Origin of the sequence: Pseudomonas fluorescens (assembly GCF_019212185.1) — a bacterium.
In the GTDB taxonomy this organism is placed as follows: Bacteria; Pseudomonadota; Gammaproteobacteria; order Pseudomonadales; family Pseudomonadaceae; genus Aquipseudomonas.
Map to the genome: position 1 here is coordinate 898,722 of NZ_CP078138.1, position 21,323 is coordinate 920,044.

The 21,323-nt window shown below is 60.9% G+C and carries 19 protein-coding genes and 1 pseudogene; 8 read left to right on the forward strand and 12 right to left on the reverse strand.

Annotated features, from left to right (window positions below; all coding sequences use genetic code 11):
- Positions 1–52 precede the first annotated feature (52 nt).
- Positions 53–1,141: pseudogene (locus KW062_RS29180) on the reverse strand (cache domain-containing protein); the annotation flags it as partial.
- Positions 1,142–1,486: 345 nt separating this feature from the next.
- Between KW062_RS29180 and KW062_RS03835 the strand changes: the two are divergent.
- Entirely contained in the window at positions 1,487–2,380 is an 894-nt protein-coding gene (locus KW062_RS03835) for a PA4780 family RIO1-like protein kinase (protein ID WP_027617657.1), read from the forward strand.
- A 19-nt stretch (positions 2,381–2,399) separates the two neighbouring features.
- Here KW062_RS03835 and cueR read toward each other — a convergent pair whose 3' ends face one another.
- The 3 genes from cueR to KW062_RS03850 form a co-directional block, all read right to left on the reverse strand.
- The gene (gene cueR / locus KW062_RS03840; RefSeq protein ID WP_027617658.1) at positions 2,400–2,813 is read right to left on the reverse strand and encodes a Cu(I)-responsive transcriptional regulator; all 414 of its coding nucleotides are present in this window, start codon (positions 2,811–2,813) and stop codon (positions 2,400–2,402) included.
- Positions 2,810–5,206: a heavy metal translocating P-type ATPase gene (locus KW062_RS03845; RefSeq protein ID WP_105753944.1), complete on the reverse strand. Its 2,397-nt coding sequence runs from the start codon at positions 5,204–5,206 to the stop codon at positions 2,810–2,812. Before KW062_RS03845 ends, cueR begins: the two co-directional genes overlap by 4 nt.
- An 80-nt stretch (positions 5,207–5,286) precedes the next feature.
- On the reverse strand, positions 5,287–5,664 hold the full coding sequence (locus KW062_RS03850) for a hypothetical protein (protein ID WP_027617660.1): 378 nt from the start codon (positions 5,662–5,664) through the stop codon (positions 5,287–5,289).
- 145 nt (positions 5,665–5,809) lie between these two features.
- Between KW062_RS03850 and KW062_RS03855 the strand changes: the two genes are divergently transcribed.
- Both KW062_RS03855 and KW062_RS03860 read left to right on the forward strand, forming a co-directional pair.
- Positions 5,810–6,010, forward strand: coding sequence for a heavy-metal-associated domain-containing protein (locus tag KW062_RS03855; protein ID WP_027617661.1), 201 nt, complete (start codon positions 5,810–5,812; stop codon positions 6,008–6,010).
- 90 nt (positions 6,011–6,100) lie between these two features.
- A complete protein-coding gene (locus KW062_RS03860; RefSeq protein ID WP_105753943.1) occupies positions 6,101–7,294 on the forward strand; it encodes a multidrug effflux MFS transporter in 1,194 nt (397 codons plus the stop codon).
- A 1-nt stretch (position 7,295) separates the two neighbouring features.
- Here KW062_RS03860 and KW062_RS03865 read toward each other — a convergent pair whose 3' ends face one another.
- Together KW062_RS03865 and KW062_RS03870 are read right to left on the reverse strand one after the other, a co-directional pair.
- Positions 7,296–7,469 carry a hypothetical protein gene (locus KW062_RS03865; protein WP_177327216.1) on the reverse strand — a complete coding sequence of 58 codons (174 nt, stop codon included), beginning with the start codon at positions 7,467–7,469 and terminating at the stop codon, positions 7,296–7,298.
- 146 nt (positions 7,470–7,615) lie between these two features.
- The gene (locus KW062_RS03870; protein ID WP_027617663.1) at positions 7,616–8,629 is read right to left on the reverse strand and encodes a zinc-binding alcohol dehydrogenase family protein; all 1,014 of its coding nucleotides are present in this window, start codon (positions 8,627–8,629) and stop codon (positions 7,616–7,618) included.
- 119 nt (positions 8,630–8,748) lie between these two features.
- Here KW062_RS03870 and KW062_RS03875 point away from each other — a divergent pair, with 119 nt between their 5' ends.
- On the forward strand, positions 8,749–9,678 hold the full coding sequence (locus KW062_RS03875) for a LysR family transcriptional regulator (protein ID WP_027617664.1): 930 nt from the start codon (positions 8,749–8,751) through the stop codon (positions 9,676–9,678).
- A gap of 317 nt (positions 9,679–9,995) precedes the next feature.
- Positions 9,996–10,730 carry an ArsR/SmtB family transcription factor gene (locus tag KW062_RS03880; protein ID WP_105753942.1) on the forward strand — a complete coding sequence of 245 codons (735 nt, stop codon included), beginning with the start codon at positions 9,996–9,998 and terminating at the stop codon, positions 10,728–10,730.
- A gap of 45 nt (positions 10,731–10,775) precedes the next feature.
- Here the strand turns inward: KW062_RS03880 and KW062_RS03885 are convergent, their stop codons facing one another.
- Positions 10,776–11,729 carry an adenosine deaminase gene (locus tag KW062_RS03885; RefSeq protein WP_105753941.1) on the reverse strand — a complete coding sequence of 318 codons (954 nt, stop codon included), beginning with the start codon at positions 11,727–11,729 and terminating at the stop codon, positions 10,776–10,778.
- 169 nt (positions 11,730–11,898) lie between these two features.
- Between KW062_RS03885 and KW062_RS03890 the strand changes: the two genes are divergently transcribed.
- Positions 11,899–12,987: a calcium:proton antiporter gene (locus KW062_RS03890; protein WP_105753940.1), complete on the forward strand. Its 1,089-nt coding sequence runs from the start codon at positions 11,899–11,901 to the stop codon at positions 12,985–12,987.
- 43 nt (positions 12,988–13,030) lie between these two features.
- On the opposite strand, the gene KW062_RS03895 is transcribed toward KW062_RS03890, so the two are convergent.
- From KW062_RS03895 to KW062_RS03915, 5 genes are all read right to left on the reverse strand, one after another.
- A complete protein-coding gene (locus KW062_RS03895; RefSeq protein WP_105753939.1) occupies positions 13,031–14,389 on the reverse strand; it encodes an 8-oxoguanine deaminase in 1,359 nt (452 codons plus the stop codon).
- Between the two features lie 140 nt (positions 14,390–14,529).
- Positions 14,530–15,219, reverse strand: coding sequence for an SDR family oxidoreductase (locus KW062_RS03900; RefSeq protein ID WP_027617669.1), 690 nt, complete (start codon positions 15,217–15,219; stop codon positions 14,530–14,532).
- A gap of 486 nt (positions 15,220–15,705) precedes the next feature.
- Entirely contained in the window at positions 15,706–16,287 is a 582-nt protein-coding gene (locus KW062_RS03905) for an IMPACT family protein (protein WP_027617670.1), read from the reverse strand.
- A gap of 10 nt (positions 16,288–16,297) precedes the next feature.
- Positions 16,298–16,948: a TetR/AcrR family transcriptional regulator gene (locus tag KW062_RS03910; protein ID WP_027617671.1), complete on the reverse strand. Its 651-nt coding sequence runs from the start codon at positions 16,946–16,948 to the stop codon at positions 16,298–16,300.
- A 94-nt stretch (positions 16,949–17,042) separates the two neighbouring features.
- Positions 17,043–17,963 carry a LysR family transcriptional regulator gene (locus KW062_RS03915; RefSeq protein WP_027617672.1) on the reverse strand — a complete coding sequence of 307 codons (921 nt, stop codon included), beginning with the start codon at positions 17,961–17,963 and terminating at the stop codon, positions 17,043–17,045.
- A 139-nt stretch (positions 17,964–18,102) separates the two neighbouring features.
- On the opposite strand from KW062_RS03915, the gene KW062_RS03920 reads away from it, so the two are divergent.
- A complete protein-coding gene (locus KW062_RS03920; RefSeq protein ID WP_027617673.1) occupies positions 18,103–19,452 on the forward strand; it encodes an aspartate aminotransferase family protein in 1,350 nt (449 codons plus the stop codon).
- A 71-nt stretch (positions 19,453–19,523) separates the two neighbouring features.
- Entirely contained in the window at positions 19,524–21,017 is a 1,494-nt protein-coding gene (locus KW062_RS03925) for a CoA-acylating methylmalonate-semialdehyde dehydrogenase (protein ID WP_027617674.1), read from the forward strand.
- Positions 21,018–21,323 lie beyond the last annotated feature (306 nt).

Genomic DNA, 21,323 nt, shown 5'->3' on the forward strand with positions numbered 1-21,323 from the left:
GGATCTTGGTCGCGGCACCGCCGATGTGCTGGATCAAGCTGCGAATCGCCGCGAGGAACTGGTTGAACCAGTTGGCCAGTTGCGCGGTTTCGTCGCTGCCACGGATTTGCAGGTTGCGGGTCAGGTCACCTTCGCCCTGGGCGATGCCTTCCAAGCCACTGGCAACGCTGCGGATCGGCCGCACGATGAGGCTGGCGAAGCTCGCGCCGACCAGCGCAAATATGACCGCCAGCACAGCGGCGATGATTGCGATCAACCAGGTCAGTTGGGTCGCCGAGCTCATCACATCGGCCTGTTTGATCAGGCCAATGAAGGTCCAGCCCAGTTGCTCCGACGGCCAGACGTTCGCCATGTAGCGCTCGCCGTTCAACTCGACTTCCACCAAGCCCTTGCCGGCCTTGGCCAACTGCGCGTAGCCGTCACCCAGGCTGTTCAGTGGCTTGAAGTTGTGCTCCGGTTGCTTCGGATCAACCAGCACGGTGCCGTTGTTTTCCATCAGCATCAGGTAGCCGGTTTCGCCGAGCTTGATTTGCTTCACCAGCTCGGTCAGTTGGGTCAGCGTTACGTCGATACTGACCACGCCGCCCTGCGCCCCAAGCTTGTTATCGATGGTTCGCACGGTGCTGACGTAGGTGGTGTTGTTGTCGGTCCAGTAATAGGCTTCGGTGCGCAAAGGCTTGCCAGGGTTGGCCTGGGCGGCCTTGTACCAGGGCCGCTGGCGCGGATCGTAGTTGGTGAGTTGGGCATCGTCCGGCCACGAGACATAACCGCCGGCGCTGGTGCCGACAATGGCGTACGCATAGGCCGGGTGGCTGTTGCCCAGGTTCTCCAGCAGGGCGAATACCTGCTTGTCCATTTCGCCTTGAGGAATGCTCGCCGCGTTGGCACTCATGTACGTCTTGAGGCTGTCGTCGGTGTTCTTGATCAGTGGCAACGAGGCCAGATAGTTGACGTTCTGGCTGATGCCGTCGAAGAACATTTGCATGGCGTTGCTGACCTGGCGGATCTCTCGATCACTGGAGTCGACAAAGCCGGCCTTGGCATCGCTGCGCAGGTTCATGATCACCAGGGTCGCCACCAGCACCACTGGCAAACAGGCGATCACCGCGAACGCCCAGGTCAGTTTTTGTTTGATGTTCATCCGCGCTCCAGAATTTTTCTTATTGGCCGATTGTCAGACAAATCCATGTGTCCCTGAGGACTTCGGCTGCCAGCTGCGGAAATTGAGGGGTTGTATGAAAAAACCTACAAAATAATGGCTGGAGTACCTCGGGTTCTGTCGTAAATGCCTCCTCATCACATCGGCAACATGCGTTGAAGTCTCGGCTATGATCAGCGTCACCCGACAACTGGCCGTGAATTAATTTGGCACAGTGAGTGCATCCACAGGGTTCATAGGTCGGCAACCCCTCCCCGTGTCGAGAGGATTGCCGTATAACGAGTGACATTCGCGTGTTTGGTAATAAAGGACCCACAATAAAAGCTGATGAAGACTCCAAAACGCATTGAACCCCTGATCGAAGACGGTCTGGTTGATGAGGTGCTGCGCCCACTCATGAGTGGTAAAGAAGCAGCTGTTTATGTGGTGCGCTGCGGCAACGAACTACGTTGCGCGAAGGTCTACAAGGAGGCGAATAAACGAAGTTTCCGCCAGGCAGCCGAGTACCAGGAAGGCCGCAAGGTGCGCAACAGCCGTCAGGCGCGTGCCATGGCCAAGGGCTCCAAGTTCGGTCGCAAAGAGACCGAGGACGCCTGGCAGAACGCTGAAGTCGCGGCACTGTTCCGTCTGGCCAGTGCCGGGGTACGGGTGCCCAAGCCGTTCGACTTCCTCGAAGGCGTGCTGCTGATGGAGCTGGTGGCCGATGAATACGGCGATGCGGCGCCGCGTCTCAATGACGTGGTGCTGGAAGCCGATCAGGCCCGCGAGTATCACGCGTTCCTGATTTCCCAGATCGTGCTGATGCTGTGTACCGGCCTGGTGCACGGTGACCTGTCCGAGTTCAACGTGCTGTTGACGCCCGACGGCCCGGTGATCATCGACTTGCCGCAGGCAGTGGATGCGGCGGGCAACAACCATGCATTCAGCATGCTCGAGCGCGACGTCGGCAACATGGCTTTGTACTTCGGGCGTTTTGCCCCGGAGTTGAAGCGCACGCGCTACGCCAAGGAAATGTGGGCGTTGTATGAAGCCGGCACCTTGCACCCGGGCAGTGTGCTGACTGGCGAGTTCGACGATCCCGAAGAACTGGCGGATGTCGGTGGCATCATTCGCGAGATCGAAGCGGCGCGCCTGGACGAGGAACGTCGCCAGGCGATCCGCAAGGCCGACGACGCACCACCGAGCAAGGCCGAAGAGCCTCCACCCCCCTGGATGCAATGATCCACTTGCTCGTGGCGGGCTAGCTCGCCACGGGTTGCGTGCAACAGCCCGACGCCAGTTCCTTGAGGATCGGGCAGTCGGGGCGGTGGTCACCCTGGCAGTGCTCCACCAGATCCTGCAGGGTGTCGCGTAACTGGCCCAGTTCGCGAATCTTCTGATTCAGCTCATCGATATGCTGGCGCGCCAGGGCCTTGACGTCGGCGCTGGCCCGTTGCCGGTCCTGCCACAGGGTCAGCAGCTTGCCGACCTCCTCCAGAGAAAACCCCAGGTCCCGCGAGCGCTTGATGAAGGCCAGATTGTGCAGGTCTTCAGCGCTGTAGATGCGGTAGCCGCTGTCGGTGCGATGGGCTGGCTTGAGCAGGCCGATCGACTCGTAATAGCGAATCATCTTGGCGCTGAGGCCGCTGTGCCGGGCTGCTTGGCCGATATTCATTCGAGCTCCTCCAGTTGTTTCGGCTTCCAGGTCTTGAGCAGCAACGCATTGCTGACCACGCTGACGCTGGACAACGCCATCGCCGCACCCGCCATCACCGGGTTGAGCAGGCCGAAGGCCGCCAGCGGAATACCAATCAGGTTATAGACGAAGGCCCAGAACAGGTTCTGGCGGATCTTCGCGTAGGTCTTGCGGCTGATCTCCAGGGCGGCCGGGACCAGGCGTGGGTCGCCGCGCATCAAGGTAATGCCGGCAGCGTGCATCGCCACGTCGGTGCCACCCCCCATGGCGATACCGATATCCGCCGCCGCCAGCGCCGGGGCATCGTTGATGCCGTCGCCGACCATCGCCACCACCCCGGATTTTTTCAATTCGCTTACGGTCGCGGCTTTCTCGGCCGGCAGCACCTCGGCATGGACGTTGCGAATGCCCAACGCCTCGGCGACGACCCTGGCGCTGCCGCGGTTGTCGCCGGTCAGTAAATGGCTGCCGATCTGTTGTCCGTTCAATTCGCTGATGGCTTGCAAGGCGCCGGGCTTGAGGGTGTCGCCAAAGGCGAATAAGCCGAGCACCCGGGGTTGCGGACTTTGTTCGATCAGCCAGGACAGAGTCCGCCCTTCGGCTTCCCAGGCGCTGGCCGAGGTGGCCAGCGAACCGGCGTTCAAGCCGCTTTCCTCCAGCAGCCGGCGATTGCCCAGAGCCAACTGTTTGCCGTCCAGCGTGCCGGCAATGCCACGACCGGTCAGTGACTGGCTGGCACTCACGTCCGCCACCGCCAGGCCACGCTCGCTGCAGGCGTCGAGCACCGCCTTGGCCAGCGGGTGCTCGCTGCCGCGCTGCAGGGCGCCAGCCTGTTGCAGCAGGCGCGCCTCGTTGCCATCAATGGCCGTGAAGTGGGCGATGCGCGGGGTGCCGGAGGTCAGGGTGCCGGTCTTGTCGAACACCACCACGCTGACTTCATGGGCGCGTTCCAGGGCTTCGGCGTCCTTGATCAGAATGCCGTGGCGCGCCGCGACACCAGTGCCGGCCATGATCGCAGTGGGCGTGGCCAGTCCCAGTGCACACGGGCAGGCGATCACCAGCACCGCCACCGCGTTGATCACCGCGGTTTCCAGTGGCGCGCCGTACAGCCACCAGCCAACCAGGGTCGCCAGGGCCAGCACCAGCACCACCGGGACGAAGACCTGGCTGACCTTGTCCACCAGTTTTTGAATCGGCGCCTTGCCGGCCTGGGCGTCTTCCACCAGACGGATGATCCGCGCCAGCACGGTTTCCGCACCCAGCGCCTGAGTGCGCACCAGCAGCCGTCCTTCACCGTTGATGGCGCCACCCGTCACGCTGTCGCCGGGCTGCTTCGGCACCGGCAGGCTTTCGCCGCTGATCAGTGCTTCGTCGGCATGGCTTTGACCCTCGACGACTTCGCCATCCACCGGAAAACGCTCGCCGGGCTTGACCAGCACCAGGTCGCCGACGCGCAGGGCGCTGATGGCGACGTCTTGTTCGTGACCGTCGATTACCTGAATCGCTCGTTCCGGGCGCAATGCCTCAAGGGCGCGAATGGCGCTGGCGGTCTGGCGTTTGGCGCGGCTTTCCAGGTATTTGCCCAGCAGGACCAGGGCGATGACCACCGCCGAGGCTTCGAAGTACAGGTGGGGCAGGGTGCCGCTGCTGGCGGTGGCCCACAGGTAGATGCTCAGGCCATAACCGGCGCTGGTGCCGAGTGCCACCAGCAGGTCCATGTTGCCGGCGCCGGCGCGTACGGCCTTCCACGCGGCGACATAAAAACGCGCACCAAAGATGAACTGCACCGGTGTCGCCAGGGCGAACTGCGCCCACGCCGGGAGCATCCAGTGCAGGCCGAAGGGTTGCACCAGCATCGGCAGCACCAGCGGCAACGCGAGGATGACCGCGAGCAGGACGCTCCAGCGTTCGCGCTGCAGACGTTGCTGCTGATCATTATTGGCGACGTGTTCGGCTTGCCAGACGCTGGCGCTGTATCCGGCCCTGGTCACGGCGTTAATCAGCGTTTGCGGATCAACCTGACCCAGCAACTCCAGGTGCGCCCGTTCGTTGGCGAGGTTGACACTGACACTTTTGACCCCGGCAACCTTGTTCAAGGCGCGCTCGACCCGACCCGCGCAGGAGGCGCACGTCATGCCGCCGATACTCAGTTCGAGGCTCTGGGCCGGAACGCTGTAACCGGCTTGCTGCACCGCTTCCAGCAGTGCCGGCAAGCTGTCGCGAGGCGCCTCGACCCGCGCCTGCTCGGTCGCCAGATTGACGCTGACGGCGCGGGTGCCGTTGACTTTGCGCAGCGCCCGCTCGACACGTCCGGCGCAACTGGCGCAAGTCATGCCGGCAATCGGCAGATCGAAGGTAGTGGAATCGGACATCGGTCTTACTCCCTGTAGAAATGACCTACAGGATCAACCTTGCCACGCTGGCAAGGTCAAGCGCCATCCTCCACCGCGACTCAGTAACCCAGGCCAGCCTGTTTCAGGTACATGCCCTGGGCGTTCATGGCAATGCGGTATTTCTGGATATCGCCGGCGCGCAGGGTGATGTCCTGGGAACCCGGCGCGAGCATTCCAGGATTGCAACCGGGTGCCTGACCGGGCAACAGTTTCAGGCGCAGGGAAAAGCCGCCTGGGGGCAGGTTGAACGAGGTGCTCTGTTCCTGGAACAGGCGAGCCGACAGCTGATCCTGAATGTACACGCCGATTTCGCAGGGTGTCGCGACCTCCAGGCGTTCGCGGGAAATGATTAACACGCCATAGTCTTGCGCACTGGCCGGCGGGGCTGCGACACATAGACTGAGCAGGGCAAGTAGGCTGAAAGCGTGCCAGCGCATGGCTGAGTCTCCTGTTTCGATGTCATGAAGGGCCAAGCTTGGACGAGCGTGTCGCGTTATGCCAGCCCGGCAGCTGTGCAAAGAACTTGACCTTGCCACAGTGGCAAGCTCAAGACTGCTCGCAACCTCATAAAGGAGACGCCTCATGCAAGTATTCAACGTTCAGGGAATGTCCTGCGGTCACTGCGTTCGGGCCATTACCCAAGTGCTGCAAGCCGAGGACCCAGCGGCCAGTGTGCGCGTTGATCTCGCCGCCAAGGAAGTGGGTGTGGAAAGTCGGTTGACTGCCGAGCAGGTGATCAGTCTGATCAGCGCAGAGGGCTACGGGGTCCAACTCGCCGGGTAAAAAATAATAGTTAGCGACCTATCGGAATGTTCAAGGCGTCCCGGCACGGCTAGACTGTCGGGCTGTTGACTGATGTGAGCTGGACGCCTGATGAATTTTCGCACCATCCTGATTCTGGGCGCCTTGAGCGCTTTCGGGCCTTTGGCCATCGATTTCTACCTTCCGGCCTTTCCGGCGATGGCGGCGGCGTTCGGCACAGACGAACAGCACGTGCAGCTGACGCTGGCCGCGTACTTTCTCGGCCTGTCGATCGGGCAACTGGCTTACGGTCCGGTAGCCGATCGTTTTGGACGGCGTATTCCCTTACTCATTGGCGTGGGGCTGTTTACCCTGGCCTCGCTGGTCTGTGCCTTCGCCCCGAGCCTGGATTGGTTGATTGCCGCGCGGTTCGTGCAGGCTCTGGGTGGCTGTGCCGGGATGGTGATTTCCCGGGCGGTAGTCAGCGACAAATGTGACGCGGTGGGTTCGGCGAAGGTCTTTTCGCAACTGATGCTGGTGATGGGCCTGGCGCCGATTCTCGCGCCGATGCTCGGTGGTTTGCTGGTCAATCTGCACGGCTGGCAGTCGATCTTCATTGCCTTGACGGTGTTCAGTGCGGCGGCAGGGCTGGCGGTGGCCATGGGGCTGCCGGAGAGCATGCCGGCCTACCAGCCTCGACAACCCTTGTCCGGTGCGTTGCGCCAGTATGGGCGGTTGCTGTCGGACAAGGTGTACCTCGGGCACGCGTTGACCGGCGGAATCGCGATTGCCGGGATGTTTTCGTACATCGCCGGTTCGCCGTTCGTCTTCATCAAGCTGTATGGCGTGCCGGCCGAGCATTTCGGTTGGCTCTTTGGGGTCAATGCGGCTGGTTTCATCCTTGTGGCACAGATCAACGCTCGCCTGCTTTCCCGACGCGGACCGGCGTTCCTGCTGACGCGCACCGTGTGGCTTTACCTGGTCGCGGGTCTGGCGTTGCTGGCTGTCAGCGCGCTCCACACCGAGCATCTGTGGCCGCTGCTGATTCCGCTGTTTATCTGCATCTCCAGCCTGGGCTGCATCCTTCCGAATGCCTCGGCCTGTGCCATGAATGGTCAGGGTGCGCGCGCAGGCAGCGCTTCGGCGTTGCTCGGCTGCCTGCAATTCAGTGTCGCCGCCGGTGCGGCGGCGTTGGTCGGCGTGTTGCATGATGGCACCGCTGTGCCGATGGCAATGGTCATCAGCCTGTGCGGGATTCTGGTGGTGAGCGTGGCGATGCTCACCCGTCGCCTGCAGATTGCCCGGGCGGCGCAAGCCGAGGCTTGATTCAGCTTACGGCGCGTTGTGGCTGGAGCTCGGGCAAGTAATGAGGGGCGTGAATTCGGGTTTCGAGGGTGGTGGTGAATGCGCGGGCTTCGGCTTCGGAACGGAAGTTGACTGTCTGTTCGTCCAGGCGCACTTGCCACCGGGATTTTGCCATTTCTTTTATCAGGATCTTCATTGCTGACCTCCGTGCGTAAAAGAGTGCATTGCAGAAGCTGCGATTGTAGACCCGGAATTCGCCGACAAATATGACTATGATCAACTGTCGGACTGGTGGCTTAGAAGCAAAAGAGCGCAGGCTGCGCTCTTTTGTTCCAAGGCGGGTCAGAAGCCTTCGAGGACAATCTTGCCTTTCGCGGAACCGCTCTCAAGCAGTTCATGAGCGCGCCGCAGGTTGGTCGCATTGATGGTGCCAAAGTGCTCGCCAACCGTGGTTTTCAATGTGCCGGCGTCAATCAGTTCAGCCACGCGGTTGAGCAGTTTGTGTTGCTCCAGCATGTCGGCGGTTTCGAACAGCGAGCGGGTGTACATGAATTCCCAGTGCAGCGACAAACTCTTGCGCTTGAGCTGAGTGATGTCCAAAGCCTTTGGATCGTCGATCAGCGCCAGCTTGCCCTGCGGTGCCAGGGCTTCCACCAGTTGCGCGAAGTGCAGGTCGGTCTGGGTCAGGCTGGCGACGTGGGTGACGTTGGGCTGACCGGCGCGCTTGAGTTCTTCGCTCAGCGGCTGGCTGTGATCGATGACCAGGTCGGCCCCCAGCGCTTCGACCCAACTGCGGGTCTGCGCACGGGAGGCGGTGCCGATTACCTTGAGTGCGGTGAGTTGGCTGGCCAATTGGGTCAGGATCGAGCCAACCCCGCCAGCGGCACCGACGATTAACAGGCTTTGGCCTTCGGCAGCATTGCCTTCGCTGATCTGCAGGCGCTCGAACAGCAGTTCCCAGGCGGTAATAGCCGTCAGCGGTAGCGCGGCGGCTTCGGCAAAGCCCAGCGACTTGGGCATGTGGCCGACAATTCGCTCGTCGACTACGTGCAATTCGCTGTTAGCGCCGGCGCGGGCAATGGAGCCGGCGTAGTACACCTTGTCGCCAGCCTTGAACAGGCTGACTTCACTGCCTACCGCCTTGACCACACCGGCCACGTCCCATCCCAGTACCTTGGCCACGCCGCCTTCCGGCGAGACGTTCTGGCGAACTTTGGTGTCCACCGGGTTGACCGAGATGGCTTTGACCTCCACCAGCAAGTCCCGTGGGCCAGCGACGGGCTCCGGCAGTTCGATGTCTTGCAGCGCTTGTGGGTCGTTGATCGGCAGACTGGTGTAGTAGGCGATGGCTTTCATGGCGTCACGGACTCGGCTGTTTAGGAGAGGTGACACATGATTAGCTATTTATCTGCGAGATAAAACCGGCTAAAACCACAGTCTCTTTCAATAATTTTTTGATAATTGCAGGTGGCCTGATGCTGCGTTTTGATGATCTGCAGCTGTTTGTACGGGCGGCTGACCTCGGCAGCCTGTCAGCGGCTGCGCGGGGTATGGACATGTCAGCCGCCGTGGCCAGCGCGGCGCTCAAGCGTATCGAACAGCAACTGGGCGCTCGTCTGCTGGCGCGGTCTACCCGCAGCCTGCGCCTGACGGCGGAAGGCGAGGGGTTTGTGGAGTATGCCCGCGCAGCGCTGGGGCAGTTGGATGAAGGTCGGCGTTTGCTGGCGCGCGGGCAAGACCAGGTTAGCGGCGTATTGCAACTCTCGGCGCCATCGGACTTCGGTCGCAATCTGTTGCTGCCGTGGCTCAACGACTTCCAGCGCGAGCATCCCGGCCTCACGGTGCGCCTGTTGCTGGGTGACCGGATCGCCGACCTGTTCCGTCAGCCCGTGGACCTCGCCCTGCGTTACGGCGAACCGGAAGATTCCAGCCTGGTGGCGATGCCCATCGCGCCGGACAATCGGCGGGTGCTTTGTGCCTCGCCGCAGTACCTGGCGCGACGTGGCGAACCGCGTCAGCTGGAGCAATTGGCGCAGCACAACTGCCTGCTGTACATGCTCGGCAGCCGGGTGCATGACCATTGGAGTTTTCACGACGGCAAACGTGAAGTGAGCCTGACCGTCAGCGGCGACCGCTTCAGTGATGATGCCGATGTGGTGCGCCTGTGGGCGGTGGCTGGGGCCGGAATTGCCTACAAGTCGTGGCTGGATGTCTCGGCGGATGTCCTGGCCGGTCGCTTGAAAGTGCTGATGCCGGAGTTGCAGTGTGAGCGCGCACCGCTGAATTTGTTGTGCGCCCATCGCGCTCAATTGAGTAAGCCAGTGAACCTGTTGAAGGAAATGCTCAAGCGTCAATGCGCGTATTTGACCGGTCAATTTTCGACAAAAAATGTCACTGGCGGTTAATCGCAAGAACATAGCGAAATTTCTGTCTACCGCTGTCTCCTTTGGCGCTTTTCCAAAGACAGGATCCGTCGACCATCACGCTTATACTAGCGCCCGCCTGGGTTCGCACCATTGTCAGCGAACGCGTGCCGCCTTGCTCGATCCATGGGTCCGCGTGTGAGTTACAAATGCCCTGGGTCGAGGATTTCGAAGAAGTTTGTCGCTTTAGCTTGTTTTTTAGCCCGGTTTTTGGCGGATATCACGCCTTGGCCGGCACCTCATTACTGGTCAAGATGTTCGCCGAGCAGTAGACAAATGATTCAACAGGGAGTGAAGACATGGAACATGCACCTTGCATCAGCCAAATAGCGACGCTGCTGGCTGACCCGAAGCGTAGCGCGATGATGTGGGCCTTGATGGACGGCACTGCACGACAGTCGGAAGAGTTGGCGCTGCTGGCCGGTTTATCGCCCTCATCGGCCAACGCTCATCTGGGGCGTTTGTTCAGCGGTGGACTGCTGAAGCTCGAGGAGCGTGGACGCAAACGGTTCTATCGACTGGCGGCGCCTGAGGTCGGCGCGGCAGTCGAGGCATTGGCCAGCGCCACGCTGGTCAGCTCGCCAGGCAATATTGCCCCGGTGTTCAAACGCGGCAATCCGTTGGGCAAAACCCAGGCGGTGCCTTCTTCGGTGATGCGCGCCCGGCTCTGTGAGGAGCATTTTGGTGGAGCGCTGGCGGCCGATCTGTTTCAACGGCTGGTGGATGTCCGCTGGCTCGAACAGTCGGACAAATGCGTCAAGGTCACCCACAAAGGGGCCACCCGACTGGCGTCCCACGGCATCTTCATTCAGGCCCTGGCCCATCGCGATTCCCAGGTCGCCTGCGCCTGCCCTGACTGGAGTGAGCGTCGGCCGCACCTGGGTGGCACGCTGGGTGCGGCGTTGCTGCAACTGTTCATTCAGTCCGGCTGGTTGAGCTTGCCTGCTGACTCCCGCGCCTTGCAGGTGACGGCTGCCGGCGCCCGTGAGCTGGGGCGATTCGCCACTGAGACCGAGATGGAGCTTGCGCTCTAGTCATAGCGAACCGGCGGGAGCGAGCAGACTCCCTCCCGCCTGCGCTCAGGGTTTTACCAGGCGGGCATCCAGGCTGTTTTGCGCCAGACGTTTGGCCTGGTCCTGGGTCATGCCCAGGTGAGTGTGCAAGGCGTGGAAGTTTTCCGTCACGTAGCCACCGAAGTAGGCTGGATCATCGGAGTTCACCGTGACCTTCACGCCGCGCTCAAGCATGTCGAGGATGTTGTGCTGCGACATGTGGTCGAACACGCACAGCTTGGTGTTGGACAGCGGGCACACAGTCAGCGGGATCTGCTCGTCGATGATCCGCTGCATCAGGCGCTCGTCTTCGATGGCGCGCACGCCATGGTCGATACGCTGGATCTTCAGCAGATCGATGGCTTCCCAGATGTACTCCGGCGGACCTTCTTCACCCGCATGGGCAACGGTCAGGAAGCCTTCATGGCGAGCACGGTCGAACACGCGCTGGAACTTGCTGGGTGGATGGCCCATTTCCGAACTGTCGAGGCCGACGGCAACGAATGCATCGCGAAACGGTAGCGCCTGGTTCAGGGTTTTCTCGGCTTCTTCCTCGCTCAGGTGACGCAGGAAGCTGAGGATCAGGCCACTGGTGATGCCCAACTGTTGCTCGCCATCCTTCAACGCGCTGGCGATCCCGTTCAACACCACTTCGAAAGGCACGCCACGATCGGTGTGGGTCTGCGGGTCGAAGAAGGGTTCGGTGTGGATCACGTTCTGCGCCTTGCAGCGCAGCAGGTAGGCCCAGGTCAGGTCGTAGAAATCCTGAGACGTGCGCAATACATCGGCGCCCTGGTAATACAGGTCGAGGAATTCTTGCAGGTTGTTGAAGGCGTACGCCTTGCGCAGGGTTTCCACGTCGTCCCATGGCAGGGCGATCTTGTTGCGTTCGGCCAGGGCAAACAGCAGTTCGGGTTCCAGCGAACCCTCCAGGTGCAGGTGCAGTTCTGCCTTAGGCAGGGCGTTCAGCCAATCGTACATGTTCGGTTCTCATCAGATACTTATGCGCAGCATTCTACAGGGGCTAGTGGCAACAATTGGCAAAACCTGACCAAGCCACTCTGGACTAAGGTTCAACGGAACATGTGCGGGGCGTTGCAGTCAGTCGTTCATCGCCCAGGATTTGCCGGTTCCAGGAAAAGGCTGCGTCATGCTCACACTCTTCAAGCAAGAAAAATTCCTCCTGCTGGCCGTGCTGGCAGCCTGTGCCGCGTACCTGCTGGAACACTGGATGCTGAACAGTGGGCAGTTGATTGCGCTGCTCGGCGGGGTCGCGCTGATCGGCTTTATCGTCATTGCGTCGATGCGCGTCGCCCACCATGCGGAGTTGTTGGCGGAAAAGGTCGGTGATCCCTACGGCACGATGATCCTGACGCTGGCCGCGGTGCTGGTGGAGGTGGTGATCCTGGCGATCATGATGAGCAACGAGGCCTCGCCGACGCTGGTGCGCGACACCATTTACTCGGCGGTGATGCTCGACATCAACGGCATCCTCGGGCTCGCGGCGTTGATGGGCGGGATCAAGCATGGCGAACAGTCCTACAACGACGACTCGGCGCGTACGTACAGCGTGATGATCATGACCGCCATGGGTGTTTCTATGGTGGTACCGGAGTTCATTCCCGCAGCGGACTGGAAGATTTATTCGGCCTTCACCATCGGTGCGATGGTGGTGCTGTACACCCTGTTCCTGCGTATGCAGGTCGGCCCGCACAGCTACTTTTTCAGTTACAGCTACCCGCAAAAACGCCGGCGCAAGGAAGCGGTGCAGGAGGAACCGACGATCAGCCTCGGGCTGTCCATCGCGACCCTGGTGTTTGGCGTGGTGGTGATTGGTGCGCTGGCGGAAGTAATGTCCAAGACCCTTGATCTCGGTCTGGAGGGAAGCGGTGCGCCGCCGGTGCTGACGGCGATTGTGGTGGCAGCGATCTCGGCGGCGCCGGAAATCCTTACGGCGTTGCGCGCGGCGCTGGCCAATCGCATGCAGTCGGTGGTCAACATCGCTTTGGGGGCGTCGCTGTCGACGGTGATTCTTACGGTGCCAGTAATGGAAGCCATGGCGCTGTACACCGGTCAGCCCTTCCAGATGGCCATGACCCCGGTGCAAACGGTCATGGTGTTCATCACCTTGATTGTCAGTGCGATTAATCTCAACGATGGCGAAACCAACGCCATCGAAGGGATGACCCACTTTGTGCTGTTCGCGACCTTTATCATGCTGTCGCTGCTGGGGCTTTGAGTGCTGCACCGGCAAACATGCGTCGGCCGGTTCAGCGGGCGGGTCAGAGGTCGTTAATCAACTGGCGCGCGGCTTGGCTGTGATCCGCGATCAGGCCCTTGAGGTCCAGTCCTTCGACCTGACCATCAATGACCCGCCACTTGCCGCCGATCATCACCCGGTCAGCACGATCGGCACCGCACAGCAGCAGTGCGGAGATGGGGTCGTGACTGCCGGAGAATCGCAGCTCATCGAGTTTGAACAGGGCCAGGTCGGCCTGTTTGCCGACGGCCAGCTCACCAATGTCCGTGCGCCCCAGCAGTTTCGCCGATCCCTGAGTGGCCCAACCCAGCACGCCTTCCGGGGTGATTTTCTCTGCGCCGTAGCGCAAGCGCTGGATGTACAAGGCCTGGCGGGTTTCGAGAATCATGTTCGAGGCATCGTTGGAGGCCGAGCCGTCGACGCCCAGACCGACTGGCGCACCGGCCGCAATCAGGTCCAGGCTCGGGCAGATACCCGAGGCCAGACGCATGTTCGAGCTTGGGCAATGGCAGATGCCGGTACCGGCGGCACCGAGGCGGGCGATCTCATCCGGGTTGAAGTGAATGCCGTGGGCCAGCCAGGTGCGTGGGCCGAGCCAGCCGACGCTGTCCAGATAATCGACCGTGCGCAGGCCGAAGCGCTGCAGGCAGAAGTCTTCTTCGTCGAGGGTCTCGGCCAGATGGGTGTGCAGGCGCACGTCCAGCTTGTTGGCCAGTTCGGCGCTGGCGGACATGATTTCCGGGGTGACCGAAAACGGCGAGCAGGGCGCCAGGGCGATCTGGATCTGTGCGCCGTCACCGCGCTCATGGTACTCGGCGATCAGGCGCTGGCTGTCGGCGAGGATCACTCCACCTTCCTGCACGGTTTGTTGTGGCGGCAGGCCGCCGTCTTTTTCGCCGAGGCTCATCGAACCGCGGGTGAGCATGGCGCGCATGCCCAGTTCGCGGACGCTTGCGACTTGCACGTCGATGGCGTTTTCCAGGCCATCGGGGAACAGGTAGTGATGGTCAGCCGCCGTGGTGCAGCCCGACAGCAGCAATTCGGCCAGTGCCACTTTGGTTGCCAGCGCGAGTTTTTCCGGGGTCAGGCGCGCCCAGACCGGGTACAGGGTCTTGAGCCACGGAAACAAAGGCTGGTTGACCACCGGCGCCCAGGCGCGGGTCAGGGTCTGATAGAAGTGGTGGTGGGTGTTGATCAGCCCCGGCAGGATCACGTGCTCGCGGGCATCGAAGACTTGTCCACAGGGTGTCGCGGGTTGTTGGCCTTGCTTGAGTACTTCGACGATCACGCCGTCCTGCACGACCAGGCCGCCACGGGCATCGAGTGCGTTGGCAGTGAAAATCGCAAGGGGGTTTTTTAACCAGATACGGGTCGCAGGCATTTGCCGGCTCCTCTGAAAGTTGGGTTCAGGTTCGCCAGCTCAGTGTTGCCCTGTCTGCTGATCCAGGTTCGTCGCGGGGACGAGGTGCGCAGTGTCGGGCAAAAGGGCTTGGCAGGCAAGCCCGGCCCGACAGGACGAAATTACCAGGGAATGGTTTCGCCCTTGTAGTTGATGAAATGATGGCCGCCCTTGCCGGCATAGGCATTCACTTGGTCAATCAGTCCGCGGGTACTGGTCTGCACATCAAGGTCGGCACCTTCGCCGCCCATGTCGGTTTTCACCCAGCCCGGATGCAGCGACAACACCGTCGGCCGCGACTCGCCCAACTGGCTGACGAAGCTGTTGGTCATGGAATTGAGCGCCGCCTTGCTCGCCTTGTACAGCGCCAGTTCCGGGGCGTCGGGCATGGTCACGCTACCCAGCACCGAACTCATGAACGCCAGCACACCGCTCCCCGGGCGAATCTGCCCGACGAAACGCTGGGCGAGGTTGATCGGCGCCACGGCATTGGTAAAAAACAACTGACCGACTTCGGCCAACGTCGCACCGCCGTTGGGTGTCTGCACTTCCGGGCCCTTGACCCCGGCGTTGACGAACAGCAGGTCGAACACTTGGCCCTGGAGCTGCTGGCTCAAGGCGATCTGCGCCTGCTGGTCGTCCATGTCCAGTTGCTCAATCCGCACGTCGCCCAGCGCCTGCAAGGCTTCGCCTTTTTGCGGGTTGCGCACGGTGGCGGTGACTTGCCAGCCGTCGGCCAGCAGGGTTTTTACCAGGCCAAGGCCCAGGCCTCGGGAGGCGCCGATGATCAGTGCGGTTTTTGCGGTTGTCATGAGTGGCTTCCTTGTAAAAAGTCGGGGGGCAAGGCGTCGCGACTGACGGCGCTACCTGTGGGCTTGACCCTTGAGCATACTCCAGGCTTTGCCATTGACGCTCCTTGCGCAAAGTCACTATTCGACAATGTGGACCACATAGCATTACCAGCGGTTGGTGCGCAAAGGCGCCTGGTTAAAAAATGATCATCGTCCTGCACCCCATGCTGGCTATGCCACTGCGCGACCCATGAACGGCTTATCCACAGCTTGCTCCACAGTATTTGTGTGCAAGCCTAAAGCTTGGGCATAAGCCGGATATGGCTTTGATCCAAAGCTGCTAACGCGCGCTAACTGTTTGTTTTACGGTCGAATCGAGTCGCGTGCGGAGCAATTGGACAAAAACTGAGCAGTGCCCTCAAAGCCACGTGACAGAAGGGTTACAGCTCTGTGTGCTCAGGTTATCCACAGTCGGGTGCACAGCGGATGTGGGCAACTGTCAGTGAATCAGCGCTGCAACAGAATGCGCCCACGACTCAAGTCGGCCAACTGGCTTTGCAACAGCTCGATCTGCGCTTCACCCACGGCCAACTGAAGTTCTACGCCATTGGCCGTGAACTGTTCATCCACCACCAAACCGCCGGCCTCGGCGACGCGCAGTCTGACCAGGGCCAACTCGCTGAATCCGCAGTGGCAACTCAGCGGCTCACGGCTGATCAACTCGATCTTGGCTGCGCCCTGCAGGCACTTGTTGGCACCTCCTCCGTAGGCCCTCGCCAAACCGCCGGTGCCCAGTTGGATGCCGCCGTACCAGCGAATTACCAGCACCACCACCTGGTCGCAGTCCTGGGCTTCGATGGCGGCCAGTATCGGCCTGCCGGCAGTGCCGCCGGGTTCGCCATCATCGTTGCTGCGATACTGGTCGGCGAGTTTCCAGGCCCAGCAATTATGCGTCGCGTCGAGATCGCTGTGCTGTTCGATGAAGGCTTGGGCTTCGGCGGGGCTGGTGATAGGCGCCGCGAGGGTGATGAAGCGGCTCTTGCGAATCTCTTCCTGGTATTCGCAAAAACCGGCAAGGGTAAAGGGCATGGTAACGGTCTTAAATAGCGGGAGTGAGGCCGCAGCCTTTGAGAATGATGCGGATCAGGTTATTACCCGCATCGTCGATGTCCTGTTTGGTCAATTTGCTGCGCCCGGTGACGCGGCAGATCTGGGTGGAGAAGTCGGCGTAGTGCTGGGTACTGCCCCATAGCAGAAAAATCAGGTTGACCGGATCAACCGGGTCCATTTTACCGGCGTCGATCCACGCCTGAAACACACTCGCGCGGCCCTGGAACCAGGTCCGGTAGTCACGGTTGAAATACTCGCTCAGGCATTCGCCGCCACTGATGACTTCCATGGCGAATACCCGCGACGCCTGCGGATGACGACGCGAGAACTCCATCTTGGCGCGAATGTAGCGGGTCAAGGCCTCGGCCGGGTCATCGTCGGCGGTGAGGGTGTTGAAGGTGCTGTCCCACAACTGAATGATGTTGCTCAACACGCCGATGTACAGGCCCAGCTTGTTGGTGAAGTAGTAATGCAGGTTGGCTTTGGGCAATCCGGCGTTCTGCGCAATGGTGTTCATGCTGGTGCCTTTGAACCCATGCCGGGCGAATTCGACTTCCGCGGCCTTGAGAATTGCCTGTTCGTTCTTTTGACGAATACGACCGGCAGGTTTGCCGCTGTGCGCTGGGACTTCAAGGGTCATGGACGATTCCGGGCAGGTCAGTAGGGCATCAGTGCGTTGATAACGCACCAGCAGGCATCCGACAAGCCTTGGTGCGACAAAAAAGCCGGGTACTTCACCGAGTTGCCGCCAGGCTTTCGAGGAAGCTTTCCAGTACCAGGTTCGGGCGCCGGCCCTTGCGTGTGACCGATGCCAGGCTCAAGTCATAGAAGCGTGCATCAGGCTTGAGCGCCCGCAAGCGGCCCTGCTGCACCCACAGGCTGGCGTAGTGGTCGGGCAGATAGCCGATGTAGCGCCCGGTCAGGATCAGGAACGCCATGCCTTCGCGGTCCGAAGCGCTGGCGGTGCAATTGAGCGCCTGGTAATGGGCCTGGATCTCCGCCGGCAAGCGAAAAGTCGGGGCAATGGCGTCCTGAGTGTTGAGGCGCGCATCGTCCAACTGTTTGTCGTCGGCGTAGAACAGCGGGTGCCCGACCGCGCAATAGAGCAGTGAGCGCTCACTGTAGAGCGGCTGATATTCCAGGCCCGACAAGGCACTGGCCTGCGGCACGACGCCGACGTGCAGGCGACCATCGAGTACACCCTGTTCGACTTCATTGGGAGCAATCATGCGGATCTGGATCTGCACGTCCGGCCCACGCTCCTTCAATTGTGCCAGGGCATGGGTGATGCGCATGTGGGGCAGGGTGACGAGGTTGTCGGTCAGGCCGATCGTCAGCTCGCCACGCAGGTGCTGGTGCAGGCCGTTGACCTCGGTGCGAAAACTTTCCAGTGCGCTGAGCAACTGCAACGCCGACTGGTAGACCTCGCGGCCTTCTTCAGTCAGGGAAAAACCGGCGCGCCCGCGCTGGCACAGGCGCAGGCCCAGGCGTTGTTCGAGGTCGCTCATCTGCTGGCTGATGGCCGAACGGCCGATCCCCAGCACGCTCTCGGCGGCAGAGAAACCGCCGGATTCGACGACACTGCGGAAGATCCGCAACAGGCGGATATCAAAATCGCTGACTTGCGCCAGAGGGTCAGGTCGACGGCTGCTCATGGGGCGTGCTCGATAGTTTAGTGGTGATCTGACTAAAGGTTATAAATGTTGGATTTCACCGACTTTATCGCCGTGGCAATTTAGCTGCAACTAAGGTTTTCAATCCCTACGCCGTTTATTGCCTTGCGAGGTTTCGCTCATGAACTTGCCTGAAAACGCCCCGTCGTCCCTGGCCAGCCAGCTCAAGCTGGATGCTCACTGGATGCCTTACACCGCCAACCGCAATTTCCAGCGTGATCCACGCTTGATCGTCGGCGCTGAAGGCAGCTGGCTGATCGACGACAAGGGCCGCAAGGTCTACGACTCGCTGTCCGGTCTGTGGACCTGCGGCGCCGGGCACACCCGCAAGGAAATCCAGGAGGCGGTGGCCAAGCAGTTGGGCACCCTGGACTACTCGCCAGGCTTCCAGTACGGCCATCCACTGTCGTTCCAACTGGCGGAAAAGATCACCGACCTGACCCCGGGCAATCTCAACCACGTGTTCTTCACCGACTCGGGCTCCGAGTGTGCTGACACTGCGGTAAAAATGGTGCGTGCCTACTGGCGCCTGAAAGGCCAGTCGACCAAGACCAAGATGATCGGCCGTGCCCGTGGTTATCACGGAGTGAACATCGCCGGCACCAGCCTCGGTGGGGTCAACGGCAACCGCAAGTTGTTCGGCCAGGCGATGATGGACGTCGATCACCTGCCGCACACCCTGCTGGCCAGCAACGCCTATTCGCGCGGCATGCCGGAGCAGGGTGGTATTGCCCTGGCGGATGAACTGCTGAAGCTGATCGAACTGCACGACGCCTCGAACATCGCCGCCGTGTTCGTCGAACCCATGGCCGGTTCGGCTGGCGTGTTGGTGCCGCCACAGGGTTACCTCAAGCGCCTGCGCGAGATCTGCGATCAGCACAACATTCTGTTGGTGTTCGACGAAGTGATCACCGGTTTCGGCCGTACCGGCACCATGTTTGGCGCCACCACCTTCGGTGTCACCCCGGACCTGATGTGCATCGCCAAGCAAGTCACCAACGGTGCGATCCCGATGGGCGCGGTGATTGCCAGCTCCGAGATCTACCAGACTTTCATGAACCAGGCGACGCCGGAGTACGCAGTGGAGTTCCCTCACGGCTACACCTATTCCGCCCACCCGGTGGCCTGTGCCGCTGGCCTGGCCGCACTCGATCTGCTGCAAAAGGAAAACCTGGTGCAGAGCGTGGCGGAAGTCGCGCCGCATTTCGAGAATGCACTTCACGGTCTGAAGGGCACGAAAAACATCATCGACATCCGCAACTTCGGCCTGGCCGGGGCGATCCAGATCGCACCCCGTGACGGTGACGCCATCGTGCGTCCGTTCGAAGCCGGCATGGCCCTGTGGAAAGCCGGGTTCTACGTGCGCTTCGGCGGCGACACCCTGCAGTTCGGGCCAACTTTCAACAGCAAGCCGCAGGACCTCGATCGCCTGTTCGACGCTGTCGGCGAAGCGCTGAACAAAATCGACTGATTGCACTTACCTTCTTATATAAGCAGGCGTCCTTCAACGGGCGCCTGTGGACAACTTTTCAGGAGCCCTGCATGAGCCTTATCCCACATTTGATCAATGGCGAACTGGTGAACGATAACGGTCGCACCGCCGACGTGTTCAACCCGTCCACCGGTCAGCCGATCCATAAAGTGCCGTTGGCCAGCCGCGAAACCATCCAGCAGGCCATCGATGCTGCCAAGGCGGCGTTCCCGGCCTGGCGCAACACGCCTGCGGCCAAGCGTGCCCAAGTGATGTTCCGCTTCAAGCAATTGCTGGAGCAGAACGAAGCGCGTATTTCGCAATTGATCAGTGAAGAACACGGCAAGACCCTGGAAGACGCGGCCGGTGAGCTCAAGCGCGGTATCGAGAACGTCGAATTCGCCTGTGCCGCTCCGGAAATCCTCAAGGGTGAATACAGCCGTAACGTCGGCCCGAACATCGATGCCTGGTCGGACTTCCAGCCGCTGGGCGTGGTAGCGGGCATCACCCCGTTCAACTTCCCGGCGATGGTGCCACTGTGGATGTACCCGCTGGCCATCGTCTGCGGTAACTGCTTCATCCTTAAACCGTCGGAGCGTGACCCGAGCTCCACGTTGCTGATTGCTCAACTGTTGCTGGAAGCCGGTCTGCCGAAAGGCGTGATGAGCGTGGTGCACGGCGATAAGTCGGCGGTGGATGCACTGATCGAGGCGCCGGAAGTCAAAGCCCTGAGCTTTGTCGGATCGACGCCGATTGCTGAATACATCTACGCCGAAGGCACCAAACGCGGCAAGCGCGTCCAAGCGTTGGGCGGGGCGAAGAACCATGCCGTACTGATGCCGGATGCCGACCTGGATAACGCCGTCAGTGCACTGATGGGTGCAGCCTACGGTTCGTGCGGTGAGCGTTGCATGGCCATTTCGGTGGCGGTGTGCGTGGGTGACCAGGTGGCGGATGCGCTGGTGGCCAAGCTGACGCCACAAATCAAGGCGCTGAAAATTGGCGCGGGCACTTCCTGTGGTCTGGACATGGGGCCGTTGGTCACCGGCCAGGCGCGGGACAAGGTCAGCGGCTACGTCGATGACGGTGTGGCGGCGGGTGCCAAATTGGTGGTGGACGGTCGTGGCCTGAGCGTGGCCGGTCATGAGGAGGGCTTCTTCCTGGGTGGCTGCCTGTTCGACAACGTCACTCCTGAGATGCGTATCTATAAAGAAGAGATCTTTGGTCCTGTACTGTGTGTTGTCCGGGTCAACAGCCTGGAAGAGGCGATGCAACTGATCAACGATCACGAATACGGCAACGGTACCTGCATCTTCACCCGTGACGGTGAAGCGGCGCGGCTGTTCTGTGACGAGATCGAGGTGGGCATGGTAGGGGTCAACGTGCCGTTGCCGGTGCCGGTGGCGTATCACAGCTTCGGCGGCTGGAAGCGTTCGCTGTTCGGTGACCTGCATGCCTACGGTCCGGACGGCGTGCGTTTCTACACTCGGCGCAAGGCAATCACCCAGCGCTGGCCACAGCGTGCGAGCCATGAGGCTTCGCAATTCGCCTTCCCGAGCTTGTAAGGCGAAGTTGTGCAGTAGGCCGCGCCCTTGGGCGCGGCCTTCGCGTTTTTGGGGCGTTTCTGACTTATATGACAGAATTATGAAATTAGTGGTTGACGCGAGTTTTTATCTGTCTATAATTCGCCCCACTTCCGGCGCAGTCGAAACGGAAAACTCCTTGGTAAACAACGAGTTACGAAGTTTTCGGCAGTCAGTGTTTCAGGTCATCGAAGCGCGAAGGAAGTTGAAAAAGAGGTGTTGACAGCAGCGTGTAACGCTGTAGAATTCGCCTCCCGCTGACGAGAGATCGAAAGCGCAAGTGGTTGA